Origin of the sequence: Haloarcula montana, from assembly GCF_035666295.1 — an archaeon.
Classification (GTDB): domain Archaea; phylum Halobacteriota; class Halobacteria; order Halobacteriales; family Haloarculaceae; genus Haloarcula; species Haloarcula montana.
This window is the reverse complement of sequence record NZ_CP142027.1, coordinates 529,113-544,708: the sequence shown is the minus strand read 5'-3', so window position 1 is coordinate 544,708 and position 15,596 is coordinate 529,113. Positions and strand designations below refer to the sequence as shown.

Genomic DNA, 15,596 nt, shown 5'->3' with positions numbered 1-15,596 from the left:
AGCTCTCGGCCATGGCCCGGAGACCGTCCGGGACTCAGATCCGATAGTCGGACGGTACACATTTCCGCTGGCGTGCCAATAGATGCGTATCAACTATGCCGGTCCCCACAGGTACAGAGACGCTCGACGAGATCCTCGACGGCGGACTCCCCGAGAACCGGACCGTTCTGGTCACCGGCGGTCCGGGGACGGGGAAGTCCACGCTCGCGATGCAGTTCCTCCAGGAGGGGCTGGATCGGGGCGAGGACTGTCTCTACATCAGCACGGAACAGACGTTCGACGAACTGGTCGATACCTTCGATTCGTACCCGTTCGAACTCGACCACGAGAACCTCACGATCACGTCCCTGCACGCGACGCCGGGCCAGACCGTCGAGGGCGGCGACGACCGGGAACTGACCCTCCAGACCCTCGAAGGCGGGAAGATGCTCGGCGGCGACTATTCGGCGCCGTTCGAGAGTAAATACATCACGCAGTATCTCACGCGGTTCGCGCCGGCGGATCGGGTGGTGCTTGACTCCGTCTCGGGGCTGTCAGCCATCGGCGAGGACCCGGACGTGTTCCGGCGGACGCTGCTGGATTTCATCCGCCTGCTCAACGACGAGTTCGGCGCGACCGCGATCTTCACCGCCGAGGAGTCCCAGCCCAGCGCCTCCCAGGAAGACGTAAAGACCGTCGCCGCGAGCGACGCCGTCCAGTTCAACACCCACGGCGTCGTCCGCCTCTGGCGTGAGAACGTCAGCGGCGACTACCACCGGTTCCTGGAGGTCGTCAAGATGCGCGGCGTCGACCACGACACGCGCGTCCACGAGGTGTCGTTCACCGAGACGGGACTGCGTGTCTCGCCTCGCCTCCGGACCCACCCCGGCGAGTTCGTCCCGTCGGACCACATGTCGACGGGCATCCCCGGGCTGGACCAACTCATGGGCGGGGGGATCGTCCGCGGCGGAACGCTCCTGCTGGAACACGACGGACAGGCTAGCCCCCACTCGATCCTGACGAACCTACTGGCCCAGGCCACCGAGGACGACATGGCGATCACGATCGTCCCGCCGGTGGAGTTGCCACCCAAGCGACTACGAACCATCATCGACGAGCGGATCGGCGACATGGAGGAGCTGCTGGCGGACGATCAGCTCTTTCTCGTCGACTTCGCGAACATCTGGGAGAACACCAAGCGCAACGTGTTCAAGCCCCAGGAACACGACACCGACAACCCCGCCGCGGTGTTGCGGACGATCGACGACCGGCGGGGAGAACAGCCGATGTTCACGGCGCTCAACGTCGAGGCACAGATCCCCGTCCTGACCGACGACGAACTCCGACAGATGCGCTTCTGGGAGGAGGAGAACCTGTATCGACCGGACGATACGACGATGTACCTCTACAACCCGGCGTCGCTGGACGACGAACTCGGGGCCTTCTACCGGAACGGTGCCTGGCAGAACCTCCGGACGTGGGTCAACGAGAAGGGGCTCCAGTATATCGAACTCAAGAAGTCCCCCAGCGGGTACATGGGATCGACCCGACTCGTCGAGTACGTCACCGACGAACCGTACATGCGCGTCCAGCGGCCGCCGGGAGCCGGCGCGAGCCGTGTCCCGGACGAGGGGGGCAACTCGTAGATGACCGGCCCCCGACCCGGAACGAACGTCCTGGTACTTGCCCCGTCACTCGGTGAGGCGAAACGTGCGGCCTGCCTGAACCTCCTCGCACCGGGCGACCTCGACACGCTGGATGTCCTCCGTATCACCTACTCGTCATCGCCCCGGGAACTGATCGACGAGTGGCTGGCCGACCACGAGGAACTGCCGGGACGGATGGGGATTATCGATGTCGGCGACCGGGCCGGCGTGGGCAGCGCCGGCGATACCGACTTCCCGGAGGGCGTCTTCGTCACCGAGGCCAACCCCAACGACATCACCGGTCTCGGGATGCGGCTGAACAACTATCTCAACGATGTCCCCGAGGAGAGCCAGTTGGTGGTCTGTTTCGACTCGCTGACGGAACTGCTCCAGTTCGCCGACGTCCAGTCGGCGTTCAAGTTCCTGCATATGTTCGCCGGACAACTCAGACAGGTCGACGCTGTCGGTCACTTCCACCTCGACCCGGGTGCCCACGACGACCAGGTCATCAGCCGGCTCAAGCCCGTCTTCGACGACGCGATCGACCACACGTAACCGACCGGTAACTTTTCGGAGGGTCGTACCGCCCTACGTGTATGGACAGTCGCGAGTACGAGTTCGAAGGGGCGAAACCGGACATCCATGGATACGCACACGTCAGCCGCGAGGCGACGCTCGTCGGCGATGTCACGATCGGCCCGAACGCAAACGTCTGGCCCGGGGCGGTTCTGCGCGGTGACGTCGGCCCTGTCGAGGTCGGCCGCCAGACGGCGATCGGTGACGGGGCGATCCTTCACGCCTCGACGGCTGGGGAGAAAGTGATGGTCGGCCACGGGGCGGCGCTGAACGACGCACACGTCGCCGACGGCGCACTCGTCGGATTCAACTCGACCGTTAGCGACGCCGACATCGGCGATCGATCGATCGTCGCCATGGGGACGGTGGTTCCGCCGGGCTACGAGGTTCCCTCCGAGTCGTTCGTCCGGGGGAGTCCGGCACAGGTGACACCGCTATCCGAGACGACGATCGACCCCGACGAAGTGTTCGAGGCATATTCCTCGGGTGATTACGCTAATCTCGCAGCTCGCCACGAGGACCTCTTCGAGTGACGACGGCCAGAACATGACAAACGATACTACCGACGACATTGTTGAACTCGTCCGGCGGTCGCTGTCGGACGCCACCGACGAGACCTTCGAACAGCGGGTCGCTGAGCAAGCGGAGACGCTCAAGCAGGCGATCCGGGCCGGAACCTTCGACAACGAGGAGTTCTCCGTCGGCCTGGAGGTCGAACTGTACGCGATCAACAGCGTCCCCGAAGAACCCGAACCCGACACAGCGGACGACGAGGGGGACGAATCCAGGGAGCCAGCCGGCGATGCCGAGGCCGACCTCGGCGGCGGTGGCGGGGGCGGTGCCTGGGACAGTTCGCTGGAGCCCAGCAGTTCCGGGGGTGGTAGCGGCGCTTCGCTGGAACCCGAAGGTGACGCCGGCGATTCGCTGCTCGGCGACCCACCCGACGAGGACGAGGCTGACCCGGGTACCGACACCGGCAACGCCGGCGACGACGGGTTCGGTCCCGGCGAAGGGCCGTCCCTCGACGTCGACCCCGACAGCCCGCTCGCCCCCGACGAACCCGACAACACCGAGGTCGACGACGGGGAACCCGCCGTCGAGGAGACCGACGAGGACGACGAACCGTACATGGACCCCGAGGAGTGGGAGGGGCGGCTGACGCGGCTCCCCGACGTGGTCTTCGAGGGCGAAGCCAACAAGGAACTGGGGCTGCACAACGCCGAGGTCAACACCGAGCCCAACAGCTTCGACCAGAGCGGGATGGAGGTCCAGACGACCGCCGTCGAGATGCAGACCAAGCAGGCCCGCCAGCAGGCATCGAACCAGCACTGTGAGCTGATCCCAGACGCCATGTGGACGATCCCGCCCGAGGAGGGCAGCGAGCCGTACCTCTCGGCGCACGAGCGACACGACGACGTGGTGATCGCGGACAACATGCGACCAGCCCCTCGCTACGTCGCACTCGACAACGAGGCCCTGAACCACGCCGGCGGCGAGATCGAGTTCGACGTGCCGGGCTACTCGGGGGCGTTCCCGACGATCCTCTTCGAGTCGCTGGCGACCTCGATCCAACCGCACCTCCAGATCCCCGACACCGAGGCGTTCCCGGACTACTACAACGCGGCGATCCGGACGCTGGGGCCGCTGCTGGCGCTATCGACGAACTCGCCGTTCCTGCCGGCGGACTGCTACGACGGGGTCGATCCCGAACGGCTCTGCCGGGAGACCCACCACGAACTGCGCATCGCCGCCTTCGAGCAGTCGGTCAACACCAGCGAGAACCCGAAAGTCAAGGTCCCTCGGGACCTCGACGCCACGACCGACGTGGTCGACCGCGTCGTCGAAGACGACTGCTTCGCCCCGTTCCTCCGGGAGTGGCTCGACGAGACCGACCGCGAGTCCCTGGCCGACGACATCTGGGAGTTCGACCACAAACGCGGCACCTACTGGCGCTGGCTCCGCTGTGTGATCGGCGGCGACGAGGTGGCCGGCGCGAGCACCGAGGAGTCGCTGCGTATCGAGTACCGGCCGCTGCCGACCCAGCCACACGCGAACGACATGATCGGTCTCCAGGCCCTGACCGTCGGGCTCATCCGCGGCCTCGTCGTCGAGGGCCACCCCCTCGAAGAGTTGCCCTGGCAGGAGGCCCGCCGGAGCTTCTACGACGCCGCGAGAAACGGGCTCGACGCCGATCTGGCCTGGGTCACCGTCCACGGCGAACGGACGACCGATCCCGAGGTCGTCTACGACGAGGTGTTCCGCTACGCTCGTCTCGGTCTCGAAACACAGGAGATCCCCGAGGCCCGCATCGACGAGTACCTCGGTCCCATCGAGTGCCGCTGGGAGGCCGGCGAGACGCCCAGTTCCTGGAAGATCGATCGGGTCCGCGAGTACGCCGCCGACGGGCACTCGCTGGACGACGCGATCTGTGAGATGCAACGGGACTACTTCGAGCACAGCCGCAAGCACCACGCCTTCGAGGAGTGGCTCTGACGGCGGCCCGCGGCTGCATCGGCCGACGTGGGTACTTTTATCCTGTCGACAGCCCTACGAGCATTCGATGGTAGAAACTGGTGATTCCGCTCCGAACATCACGGCAACGATCGCAAACGGCGAGGTCGAGGCGTTCGACCTCTCGGAGCACCTGGGCGATGGCCCGGTCGTGCTCGCCTTCTTCCCCGGCGCGTTCACACCGCCGTGTTCCAACGAGATGGTCGCACTGCAGAACCACATCGGCGACTTCGAGGACGCCGGTGCGACGGTGCTCGGTGTCAGCGCCGACTCGGCGTTCTCGCTGAACGCCTTCCGCGACGAACACGGCCTGGAGTTCGACCTGGTCAGCGATATGGGCCGCCAAGCGATCCAGGACTACGGCCTGGAGATCGACATCGAGGACCTCGGCCTGCTCGGCGTCGCCAACCGCGCCGTCTTCGTCCTCGACGACGACGGGACGGTGAGCTACACCTGGACGACCGACGACCCGACCGTCGAACCCGACTACGAGGAACTGATCGACGCGGTCCAGAACGCCTGAACTCCCGGTAGCCCGACTTTCTTATTAGGAGACGTACGCGGTGTCGGCTCCCCGTAGCAGCGGCGAACGGACCACGCCGGTCGCGCCCGTCGCGTCGACCAGGACCGCCTCCCCGAACCTGCTGTTCACCGGAGCTTTCCAGGGTGCCGAACTCACGGGCTGACTCAGCTTCGACGACCGCGGAGGGTGTCACGGTGGTGCTATCCGTTCGCCGTTCGCTCGAAGACGGAGACCGAGTCGTACGTGAGCGCCGTGAGGAGGGAATCCAGCGGAGGATTCAGTCTTCGGTCGCGAACTGAAGCGAGCCACTGCTCCCGGCAGTCAGTGCCGCCCGATTACGGCGGGAATCGATCGTCGTCTTACAGCCTGGACACTCGTAGATCGTCGAATCGGCGAGTACGTGGATGGTCCAGTCGCCGTTGATACGACTCTCGTAGCCGCATTCGGGACAATAGAGGGTCGCCTTGTCAGTCGGCTGGGGCTCGGTGGAGGGCGTCATTTCCCGATCTACTCCCTGGACAGTGATAACCACGTCGTCTCCCGGCTCCGAATGCCTGCGTATCACTGGCACTGGACGTGGTGATCCGATCGATGGCGGGAGGCGTATCGACTGCCCTCAACGACGACACGACCGAACCCCTCCCTGAACGACCTGGCTCAGTCGGTGAACCCCTCGTTCCGCTGGACACCCGTTCCACGCTCAACTGTCTGTAGGTCGAACACGTCGCCGTCCATCCTTACCCCATCGTAGGGGTCCGCATCGAGCAACAACGCGCCGTCCAGATCGACGTAATCGACCAGGGGCGCGAGGTGGACCGCCGCGGCGATAGCGGCGTTTGAGGCGACCATACAGCCCAGCATCGTCGACAGCCCGTGTGCGTCGGCAGTATGTAACAGCCGGAGGGCGGGCCGAATCCCCCCACACTTGACGAGTTTGACATTGACCACGTCGCAGGCGTCAGCGACTCGTGGGACGTCCCGCGGGGTGACACAGGACTCGTCGGCACAGACCGGGATCGGCGTCGCTTCGGTGACGCGGCGTAGTCCCTCGCGGTCGCCCGCGCCGACGGGCTGTTCGAGCAGCGATACGTCGGCGGTCTCCAGCCAGCCGAGCGCGTCGACGGCCTCTGCGGGGGTCCAGGCGGCGTTGGCGTCGACCCGAAGGTCAGCGTCGGGGACCGCCTCGCGGACCGCTTCCAGACGCGTCCGGTCGTCGTCGGTCCCGAGTTTCACTTTCAGATGCGAGAAGCCGGCGTCGACCGCGGCGCGGGCCTTCTCGGCCATCCGCTCGGGTGGATCGATCCCGACAGTATAAGTCGTCGTCGGGACTGCCTCGGGGTCCAGTCCCAACTGGCGGTACAGCGGCGTCCCGAGTTCCCGGGCGGCCAGATCCGTGCGCGCGATGGAGACGGCGGCGCGTGCGGCCGGCTGGGCGGGCCACTGCTCGTGGAGGCGGCGGTCGAGTCGCTGGCCGTTGTGCGGATCGTCGAGGTCGGCAACGACCGCGAGCATATCGGGCAACAGTTCGGCGACGCTCGCGGCCGTCTCGTCGTAGTACGGCGAGGGAGCCACCCCGCCGACGCCGGTCACGTCGTCCCGTTCGAGTTCGACGACGACCGTCTCGCTGGTCGCGCTGGTGCTGCGGGCGATGCCAAACGGCGTCGCAAGCGGGAGGTCGTACCGACGGACCGTCCAGTTCATACCACCGCGTCCAGCACCTCGTCGGCGACGCCGTCCCGAACGGGGTCACACGCCGGCGCGTCGATGGCCTCGGCGTACTCCCTGACGGCCTGGGTAGCGGCCCCGTCGTCGAGATGTCGGGTGTTCACCGCTCCGGCGGCCACGCTGCCGTCCGAGACCGGCGCGGCCAGGCGGTCGTAGAGATCGACGACGGAGGGCAGCGGCGGGATCGAAAACGATTCGTAGCCGTTGATGGTCTCGCGGCCGGCCTCGTGACAGAGGACCAGCGCGTCCGGTGCCGAGCCGTGGAGGATGCTCGTGGTCACGCCCGAATAGGCGGGGTGGACGATCGATCCTTGCCCTTCGACGATCAGCAGGTCCTTCTCCTCGGGGGTCTGGACCAGTCGCTCGACGGCGCCGGCGGCGTAGTCGGCGACGACGCGGTCGACCGACAGCCCCCAGCCGGTGATGGCGACGCCGGTCTGGCCCGTCGGGACGACGGCGGCGTCCAGCCCGCGCTCGCGGGCGGCGTCGCGCAACTCGAAGGAGACGGTCATCTTCCCCGTCGAGCAGTCGGTCCCGACCGTCGTGACGACCGTGGCGTCGACCTCGCCTGCGGTCCCCTCGGCGACGGTCAGATCGTCGGGCGGTCTGCGGAGGTCCCGGAGCTGTCCGCCGTGTTCGGCCGCCAGGTCGGCGAACTCGGGATCGTCGGCCAGGAAGTCGTGCAGTCCCGACACCACGTCACAGCCGCGTTCGAGCGCGGTCCGGACATCTGGCCGCCAGGACTCCTCGAAACGGCCGCCGATCGGTGCAATGCCGATGATCAGCGCGTCGACCTCGGGAACGTCGTCCATCGACGCGACGATTGGGGCGTCCTGGACGCCGTCCAGCACGTCCGCGACGCGCCGACCGGCGAACTCCCGGTCGACGACGGCACGGACCTCGTGATCGCCGTACCTGAGCAGCCCGACGGCGGTCTTCGCCTCGTCGGGGAACGCCTCGTGTGTGAGCAGGGCCACTCGCATGTCGCGGCCTTCGCTGCCGGCGTGGGTAAAGCTACGGTTGCTACGGGACCCGTAACTGCACCGTCCAGAACGACTCGACGGCGTCGTCGAGTGCGGGTTCCGGATCGCCGGTCGCGTCGACGGCGCTGGTCACGGTCGCGAGGGTCTCGAACTCGTGGATGACCGACCGCTCGCCGACGACGTAGAGCCAGTCGGGATCGACGGTTTCGATGGCCGCTCGACAGCGGTCGAGGTGGCTGTCGATCTGCTGGTCGCGCAACCGCTCGAACCGGGACTGCGAGAACCCGCCCTTCGAGTGTTGGCTCTTGAGTTCGGAGTCGAACCCGTGGAACGCCGTCCGTTCGCGGCCCTCGTACTCGCCCAGCGCGAACAGGTCCGACCGGACCAGCGCCACGCTGTAGCTCCCGGACGGTTCGAACCACGACCGCTCCAGGCTGACGCGGTCGCCCCACTCGGCGAACGGCTCCGGCGGGTTCGGCACTGAGAGGCAGGCCGAGAGTAGCCCCGTGTCGTCGGCGACCGCAAGACAGGGCGCGGCCCGTGAGACCAGTTCTGCACGGTCGCCGAACGCCGTCGAGACGGAACCGGGGACCCGCCCTTCGTCGTCGACGTATGCCGTGAGAACACCTTCCGGACCACTCTCGACGCTCGACAGTCGGTCGAGCACCTCGGCGAGTCGGTCTCGCCGGAGTCGTTCCTCGGCCCGAAACCCCATCTCCCGCTCCCCGCTCCGGTGACGTTCGACGCGGTCTTCCAGTTCCTCGACCCGATCTTCGAGCTTGTTCTCGCGCTCTTCGGCGCGTTGTCGGGCGGTCGCTGCTTCGGCCCGCCGCTCCTCTTCGGCCTCAAGTTGCCGTTCGAGGTGGTGATTCTCCTCTTCGAGGTCGGCGATGCGCTCTTTCAGCGAGGCCCGACCCAACACCCTGTCCAGCATGTGGTAGATGGCCGGTAGGGACGAGTATAAAAGTACAGTAGTCAGTGTCGGCTCGGGCATCGCGGCTCCGGGAAAAACAGACGGGACCGAAGAACATATTCTGTGACGGTCTCCAGAATGGTTTGTGACAGGGTTCGCGAACTTACTGAAGACGATGGCGCTGCTCCATCTCCTCCCGTTCGGGTTCATCGTGGCGAACGTCTACACCTCGCTGCCGGTCGGAGTGAAGGCGTATCTGCTGGGCCAGCTTGTCGCGACCGGCGTCGTCCTCGATATGATCTTCTCGTCGGTTACGTCGGTAGCGCTCGCGATCCGTGCGTACCTGGCGCTCTTCCAGGAGGCGATCTTCCTCGTCGTCGTCGGTATCTGTGGGATCGTGTTCTGGGTGAGGGACGAAATCGGCTCGAATCCCGATCGGCACGCCCGGAGCGACTCGTGGATTGATCGCCTCCGGGGCGATAGCACGGACAGTGGTCGAGGGACTACCAGTCCGAATCCGGGCCGCTCCGCCCGCGTCCGCGGGGAAACTATCGTCGTGCTTTTCCTCTGTTCGCTCGTTCTCGCCCGTCTGGTCGCTGTTGTGTTCCCGCCGATCCCGTCTTCCGGTGCGTCCCTGCTCTCGGCGCCGGAAGTCGCTGTCTACCAGTCCGAACTGTTCCACGACGATTACGAGTTCGTGGTACAACTGCTCAAGGTCGTCCGGCTCGATCTGTATCTGGTGATCGGTCTGATCACGCTGTTGGCCATGTTCCCGCTGGGGCGGGACATCGGCCCGCGGCAGATGAAGTACAGCTATCTCGTCACGGGCGCTGGCGCACAGATCGTCATCCTCCCGGCCGTCGTCCTCTCGGTGTTCGGCCTCACGATCTTCGGGGTGACGGTCATCCCACCGAACGCTCCCGTGGAGCTGACCGGTAACTTCACGGTCCTCGCTGCGCCGATCTTCCTCCTGTTGCTGGTCGTCGGGGCGGTCACGAGAGAGTTCCTCCGGAAAGCCGAGCATACGTATGGTTCTTGAATGGGTCGTCGAGTTCGTACCGGGATGGCTCGGTCCGACAGTGATCGTCCTCGGGTTGTTCGTCTGCTCGATCGGGCTGTTCCGGAGCGGATTGCGACAACTGTTCACGGGTGTAAGCTCGAACTTCGAGTACCTGGTCCCCGGGCTGGCCGGACTCGTCTACGTGTGGGCGATGACCAACCTGCTCGCACTACCGGGGTTCGTCGTCCGCAATCCGACGACGTACGCGATTCTGTTCGCCTTCAGCGCCAAGTGGATCGAGGGGGCTTCGGCGGTCATCATCTACCCGAAGCTCGCCTACGTCGTCCGCAACTTCTCGGAGGTCCGCAGGACGTGGTCGACGCCGGGGCAGACGACGATGACACAGAAGCTTCTCCGGGGGCTCGTGCTGTTTCTCCTCGGGATGATCGCGTTCTACGCCTTTATCGGGGCGCTCCTCTACGTGAACGGTCTCTCGGTGCCGGCCGGGAACCTGCTCGTCGTGGTTTGGACCGTCCTCACGTTCGCCATCTCGCTTTTCGGGTTGTTCTGGAAGGTCTCGACGGTCGATCTCCCGGCCTATCTGCTCTACGGGACGGTACTCGTCCTGAGCGGTGCGGAGGTCGTCAATCTCTCGTCGATCGGTGGCGACATCAGCGTCTTCGTGGCCGGCGGTGCCGGCTACACGCTCGGCTACCTGACGCTGCTGCTTCTGTGGGTGCTCCCCGACGGGACACTCACGGCCGATCCGGAGGGCCGCCGGGACTAGGCTCCGTGTCCGAGGGGGCGGCGGGGATGCCGGGAGTCCAGTCCCCACAGGTTTAAGCGAGTATGGTAGTGACTGAGTGTATGGAGCGGATTCCGTTCGGTGTCGGGCAACTGGACTCCATCGTCAACGGTGGGGCGCCGACCGGTAGCGTGGTCCTCTTGTCGGGCGAAGCAGGTGCCGGTGCACGTGAGTTCATGCACACCAGCGCCCTCATCAACGGGTTGGCCGAGGTCGACGACGAACTGTTCGATCTCTACTACGGAACGCCGTCGGCCGACGCCGTCCTGCCCGACGAGGTCCACTACATCTCCTTTACTGCCAGTGGCTCACAGCTCACCGAAGAGATGCGTATCGCGATGGACGACGATATCGTCGACGCCGGGACCGAGGGCGTCGAGTTCCACGACCTCTCGGAGCGGTACTTCCACATCAGTCCGGTCCCGCGGGAGTGGTACGCCGAGCGGACGGACAGCATCAAAGACCTCCGGGCTCGTCACGAACGCGACGACCTGCTGGGCGCGCTGGGGATCCTGCTGAACGATGTCGCCAGCGGCAACCTCGTAGTTATCGACTCGCTGTCGGACCTGGTCAGTGCGATGGGTGAGGAGATCAACTGGGCCGACATCAGCTTCCTCGTCTCGGGGCTCCAGAAGGCGGCCCACGAATGGGGCGGACTCATCCTGTTGTACGTCAACCACGACACACTCTCGGATGTCAGACACGGCCAGCTCAGCGACGCCGCCCACGGGACGATGAGTTTCGCCTGGGAGTCCGGTGGCTCCACGCGAGCCCGGACGCTCGTCATCAAACAGTTCCGCGGGGTCCTCTCCGAGATCGAGGACGAGAACATCGTCCAGTTCGAGACCGAGATCGGCGACGCAGGTTTCGACATCAGCGATGTCCGGAAAATCCGGTAGGTGCGACTTTCGACGGCTGAAATCAGCGGCAAACGCTTAACTGTCTGGTTCAAATACCGGTACGTAATGGCCAGTGAGTCGACGGAGGACGTGAGTATCACCGTCGAGCTTTCGGGGGAACTCGACGAGTGGCTCGACGACCGAGCTGCCCGGCTCGGAGTCTCCCGAGACGAAGTGGTCCGCCAGCTCCTGTCGTCGTATCGGGCCGCCGACGACCTGGGTGACGACATCGCGTTGTCCCCGGCCGGCGATGGCGACGACGTGGTTCGAGAAGAGATCACTGCGACCGTCGATGACCGCGTCAACGAACAGGCGGAACGGATTATCGGCGATCGACTGCCGGACATCGCCGACGCGGTCGAGGGTCGGATCGACGCCGATCTCTCCGAGGTCGAGTCGGAGTTCGACGAAAAGATCGACGACGTTCGCGATCGAGTCATCCAGCTCAAACGCGAACTCGACCAGAAGGCACCGAAGAGACACGATCACGAGGCATTCGAGGAGATCGACCAACTCGATCGTGAACTGGAGTTGCTGACCGACGACCTGGCGTCGTTTCGCGACGAGGTCGACGCGTCGCTCGCCGACCAGGACGAGGAGATCGCGGACCTCGCCGACCGCCTCGACGACGTGGAAGACAAACTCAAGCGGGTCGCCTGGGTTGTCACCGATCTCCGCGAGGAACAGGGCGGCCAGAGCAACCACAAGCGGGCGGTCGACCGGATCAAACGCGCCGCTGCCCAGGAAGGGATCTCGACAGCCAGTTGTGAGAGCTGTGACGAACAGGTCGACATCGGGTTGCTGACCGATCCCCAGTGTCCCCACTGTGAGACGACGGTTACCGACGTTCGCCCCGATGGCGGTTTCCTCCGCAAGAAGGCACGATTGGTGACTGCTTCGCAACTCGAAGCGGGCGAGACGAATGAGTGACGACGATCCGGAGGACCCGTTTGCGGACCTCGACACCGACGACCGGGAGGGGGACCCGTTCGAACGGCTAACTGGGGACGACGAGGAGTCGACCGACGACACGGTGCCGGAAGTTACCGATGTCTTCGAGGACACCCCTCCAGCCTCCAACGACGACGGAGCGGACCGCTTCGAGCAGGCATGGTCCGACGAGGAGGACGGGGACAACGTCTTCGAGCGAGCGGGTACGGATGAGGCCACAGACGACGGTGCAACCCAGAGCCACTCGGAGCCCCAGGGGGCACAACCGACCGGTCCAGCAGCCGACGACGGGCCGGCCCCGGGGTCGGCCGACGACCCCTTCGCCGGGATGGACGACCGAGAAGGCGACCCCTTCGAGGGGGGCGAGAGTGCCTTCGAACGTGTCGACGTCGGCAGTATCGACGCCGACTCGGTCTGGGAGGAGATCACCGCCGAGGACGACGATGGGCCGGCAGGCGAGTCGGTCACGGAGGTGCCGGACGTGGGCTACGCCGAGGTGTCCAAACACCGGTACTGCGAGCAGTGTGAGTTCTTCTCCGGGCCGCCGGCGGTGAACTGCTCTCACGACGAGGCGCAGATTCTGGAGTTCATCGACATGGAGACGGTCCGGCTGGCGGACTGTCCGATCGTCGCCGAGCAACGGGCTCTAGAGAACGAGGAGTAACGGTTTTCTTCGCGGGCCGACGACCGCTACACATGCAGTTCTGCGACGACTGCGGTTCGATGATGCACGCCGATGGCGACGAGATGGTCTGTCAGTCCTGTGGCACACGGGCGGCGAAAGACACGGACCGCGCCGCCGAGTTCGTCACGACGGACGAACAGAGCGACGACGACGTCATCGAGACCGAGGAGGGCGCGAACTTCGAGGGGAAACCGACGGCCAACGATGTCACCTGCGACGAGTGTGGCCACGGGAAGGCCTGGTATACGATCAAACAGACCGGCTCGGCCGACGAACCGCCGACGAGGTTCTTCAAATGCCAGGACTGTGGCCACCGCTGGCGGGAGTACAATTAACCCGCTGCCCGACGCCGTCTCCGTATGACACTGGAAGAACGGACCCGGGAGGCGGTCCGGACGGAACTACAGCGACTCCTCGACCGCTACGGCGAGGTCGAGGTGGACCGCCAGACCGTAACCAACGATCCCGACCTGTTCGAGGCGGGACGAGACCTCGCCCAGGAGGGGTGGCTGGGCGACGCGGGGACCTGGGTCACTGACGATGCGGGACGTGTCCTGCTCATTCGACACGAGGGCGCGCCCGACACCTGGGGGACACCCGGTGGCGGTCACGAACCGGCGACCGACGACGGTCTCGACGGGACGGCCCTGCGGACGCTGACCGAACAAACCGGTGTCGAGGCCGACCTGGGCTCGCTGTACTACGTCCGCTGGCAGACGGTCGTCAACGAGGCCGACGCCGACGACCGGCTCCACATGCTCAGCGTGGTGTTCGAGGGAACGGCTGTCTCGACCGACATCGTCGAGGGCGAGGCCGACCACGGCGTGCTGGCGGCGACGTGGTTCCAGAACCTCCCCGAACGTCTTCACGAGATCCCACAACGGAAGTCCGAGGAAGCCGAGTGATATCGGTCAAAACCCGCTCGAAGCCTACTGAAGACACTTACACCGACGGGTGGAAGCGTCTCGTATGCGCCGCCGCCACTTCCTCGGGCTCTGTGGCTCGCTGGTCGCCGGGACCGCCGGCTGTCTCCAGGGAACCGACGGACCCGCCGATTCGCCGGAGCGTCGGACGGATCGCTCGTCGACGACACCGACGACAGCACCTGCCACGGGCTCTTCGGCTGTCGAGATCACGAGCGCAGCCGTCCAGCCGGGGGTCGTCGGCCCGAACACGCCAGATTCGATCGGCGTCTTCGACGAGTTCGGGCAGTACCTCGTCGTCCAGGTCTCGGGAGCGGGTCCTGCGTACGACGCCTTCGAGTTTCGGTTCGACGGCCAGCGGTTCTCGCCGACCACGCTCCAGAACGGGCTCTACCGGGACGAGGAGTGGGGAGTCAGATACAGTGACGGCTCCGGACCGGTGCTGTTCGGGCTGCCGGAGACCGGCGACGCCAGCGACGCGCGGCTACAGTTCGGCGAGCGAACGTGGGAACCGCCACAGCCGGTGCGCGATCGACTCGAAGCACCGCTGCCGACGTTCGACGTGACGATGCGCGGCCCCGACCGGGCCGGGCCGAACAGGGACCCGGTACTGCTGGTGACGGTGACAAACGAGGGCGACCGCTCGGGGTGGTATACGCTCGCGCTCAACCGCTCCGGGCCGCTGATCGCTTCGGCGCCGCTCCGGCGCATCGCGGGGACGCTCGATCCCGGCCAGGAGCGGACGATCACCCACGACGCCCGGAGTCCGTTCTCGCCGGATGCCGACCCGCACGCGGTGACCTATCGTCTCGATACCCCCGGCGATGACCCGGCGCTCTCACACACGATCGAGCCGACAGAACGGACGAAGACGCCAGGGTGGACCGACGAGGGAACCGCGACCGCGAGCGGTGCGGAGTGACTGATTCACTCGGAGACGGCCGCGGCGTCCTTGCGGACGAGTTCGTCGCGTTTGCGGTCGACCCAGAGGGCGATGGGCCAGTCGTCGGGATCGTACGGGGCGGCGCCTTCTAGCAGTTCCATCCGGCCGACCGGCTCGGGCGGCATCGTCACGAGGCCCTCGTGTCGCTCGTCACCGATCGCCTCGATCGTGTGACGAGCGCCGCCCGGGAGGTAGACGAACTCGCGCGGTTGTACTTCGATGATCTGCTCAGTGCCGTCTTCTTGTGCTAGCGTGTAGCGGGCTTTCCCGGCCAGACACAGGCAGAACTCGTCGAAGCTCGGGGTGTGAGTGTGCCAGTCGATCGTCGCGCCGGGCTCCATCTCGAAGTACAGCTGTTTGAACTCGTTCGTGACACAGACCGGGTACGTCCGGATGTCCTCGCCACCCTGTTGGACACAACTCGCGTCGTCGAGGGACACCTTGTACATCGTCTGGTCGGGGAGGTGGGTGTAATCGAGGGATCGCGGGGTCAGATCGGAACGGCTGTTCGAATCACTTTCGTCGCTCATACCG

At 65.7% G+C, this 15,596-nt stretch carries 18 protein-coding genes; 13 read left to right on the top strand and 5 right to left on the bottom strand.

Translation table 11 applies throughout. The features are described from left to right. The first annotated feature begins 95 nt into the window (after positions 1 to 95). From VJ109_RS02925 to VJ109_RS02905, 5 genes are all read left to right on the top strand, one after another. Positions 96 to 1,625, top strand: a complete 1,530-nt coding sequence (locus VJ109_RS02925; protein ID WP_324758876.1) for an ATPase domain-containing protein — start codon at positions 96 to 98, stop codon at positions 1,623 to 1,625. After that, positions 1,626 to 2,180, top strand: coding sequence for a DUF7504 family protein (locus tag VJ109_RS02920; RefSeq protein WP_324758875.1), 555 nt, complete (start codon positions 1,626 to 1,628; stop codon positions 2,178 to 2,180). A 41-nt stretch (positions 2,181 to 2,221) separates the two neighbouring features. After that, positions 2,222 to 2,734, top strand: a complete 513-nt coding sequence (locus tag VJ109_RS02915) for a gamma carbonic anhydrase family protein (RefSeq protein ID WP_324758873.1) — start codon at positions 2,222 to 2,224, stop codon at positions 2,732 to 2,734. A gap of 13 nt (positions 2,735 to 2,747) precedes the next feature. Next, complete coding sequence (locus tag VJ109_RS02910; protein WP_324758871.1) at positions 2,748 to 4,694, top strand: glutamate-cysteine ligase family protein; 1,947 nt, start codon at positions 2,748 to 2,750, stop codon at positions 4,692 to 4,694. A 67-nt stretch (positions 4,695 to 4,761) separates the two neighbouring features. Continuing rightward, positions 4,762 to 5,235 (top strand): redoxin domain-containing protein, encoded by a 474-nt coding sequence (locus VJ109_RS02905; protein ID WP_324758870.1) that lies wholly within the window; start codon positions 4,762 to 4,764, stop codon positions 5,233 to 5,235. 277 nt (positions 5,236 to 5,512) lie between these two features. On the opposite strand, the gene VJ109_RS02900 is transcribed toward VJ109_RS02905, so the two are convergent. The 4 genes from VJ109_RS02900 to VJ109_RS02885 all read right to left on the bottom strand — a co-directional run bounded on the left by VJ109_RS02900 (position 5,513) and on the right by VJ109_RS02885 (position 8,877). Further along, positions 5,513 to 5,734 (bottom strand): DUF8106 domain-containing protein, encoded by a 222-nt coding sequence (locus VJ109_RS02900; protein ID WP_324758869.1) that lies wholly within the window; start codon positions 5,732 to 5,734, stop codon positions 5,513 to 5,515. 158 nt (positions 5,735 to 5,892) lie between these two features. Beyond that, positions 5,893 to 6,936 carry a dipeptide epimerase gene (locus VJ109_RS02895; RefSeq protein ID WP_324758868.1) on the bottom strand — a complete coding sequence of 348 codons (1,044 nt, stop codon included), beginning with the start codon at positions 6,934 to 6,936 and terminating at the stop codon, positions 5,893 to 5,895. Continuing rightward, positions 6,933 to 7,943, bottom strand: a complete 1,011-nt coding sequence (locus VJ109_RS02890) for an N-acetyltransferase DgcN family protein (protein ID WP_324758867.1) — start codon at positions 7,941 to 7,943, stop codon at positions 6,933 to 6,935. The genes VJ109_RS02895 and VJ109_RS02890 overlap by 4 nt, the downstream gene beginning before the upstream one ends. Before the next feature lie 40 nt (positions 7,944 to 7,983). After that, positions 7,984 to 8,877, bottom strand: a complete 894-nt coding sequence (locus VJ109_RS02885; RefSeq protein WP_324758866.1) for a Vms1/Ankzf1 family peptidyl-tRNA hydrolase — start codon at positions 8,875 to 8,877, stop codon at positions 7,984 to 7,986. A gap of 124 nt (positions 8,878 to 9,001) precedes the next feature. On the opposite strand from VJ109_RS02885, the gene VJ109_RS02880 reads away from it, so the two are divergent. The 8 genes from VJ109_RS02880 to VJ109_RS02845 all read left to right on the top strand — a co-directional run bounded on the left by VJ109_RS02880 (position 9,002) and on the right by VJ109_RS02845 (position 15,041). Further along, entirely contained in the window at positions 9,002 to 9,895 is an 894-nt protein-coding gene (locus VJ109_RS02880; protein ID WP_324758865.1) for a hypothetical protein, read from the top strand. Next, entirely contained in the window at positions 9,885 to 10,643 is a 759-nt protein-coding gene (locus VJ109_RS02875; protein ID WP_324758864.1) for a hypothetical protein, read from the top strand. The genes VJ109_RS02880 and VJ109_RS02875 overlap by 11 nt, the downstream gene beginning before the upstream one ends. An 80-nt stretch (positions 10,644 to 10,723) precedes the next feature. Next, on the top strand, positions 10,724 to 11,560 hold the full coding sequence (locus VJ109_RS02870) for an RAD55 family ATPase (protein WP_324758863.1): 837 nt from the start codon (positions 10,724 to 10,726) through the stop codon (positions 11,558 to 11,560). A gap of 66 nt (positions 11,561 to 11,626) precedes the next feature. Further along, positions 11,627 to 12,490, top strand: a complete 864-nt coding sequence (locus VJ109_RS02865; RefSeq protein WP_324758862.1) for a ribbon-helix-helix protein, CopG family — start codon at positions 11,627 to 11,629, stop codon at positions 12,488 to 12,490. Then, a complete protein-coding gene (locus tag VJ109_RS02860; protein ID WP_324758860.1) occupies positions 12,483 to 13,175 on the top strand; it encodes a DUF8135 domain-containing protein in 693 nt (230 codons plus the stop codon). Before VJ109_RS02865 ends, VJ109_RS02860 begins: the two co-directional genes overlap by 8 nt. A gap of 32 nt (positions 13,176 to 13,207) precedes the next feature. Beyond that, positions 13,208 to 13,531: a transcription factor S gene (locus VJ109_RS02855; protein ID WP_324758858.1), complete on the top strand. Its 324-nt coding sequence runs from the start codon at positions 13,208 to 13,210 to the stop codon at positions 13,529 to 13,531. 24 nt (positions 13,532 to 13,555) lie between these two features. After that, on the top strand, positions 13,556 to 14,101 hold the full coding sequence (locus VJ109_RS02850; RefSeq protein ID WP_324758856.1) for an NUDIX hydrolase: 546 nt from the start codon (positions 13,556 to 13,558) through the stop codon (positions 14,099 to 14,101). A gap of 64 nt (positions 14,102 to 14,165) precedes the next feature. Further along, positions 14,166 to 15,041: a hypothetical protein gene (locus VJ109_RS02845; RefSeq protein WP_324758854.1), complete on the top strand. Its 876-nt coding sequence runs from the start codon at positions 14,166 to 14,168 to the stop codon at positions 15,039 to 15,041. A gap of 5 nt (positions 15,042 to 15,046) precedes the next feature. Here VJ109_RS02845 and VJ109_RS02840 read toward each other — a convergent pair whose 3' ends face one another. After that, the gene (locus VJ109_RS02840) at positions 15,047 to 15,592 is read right to left on the bottom strand and encodes a cupin domain-containing protein (protein WP_324758853.1); all 546 of its coding nucleotides are present in this window, start codon (positions 15,590 to 15,592) and stop codon (positions 15,047 to 15,049) included. Positions 15,593 to 15,596: the final 4 nt, after the last annotated feature.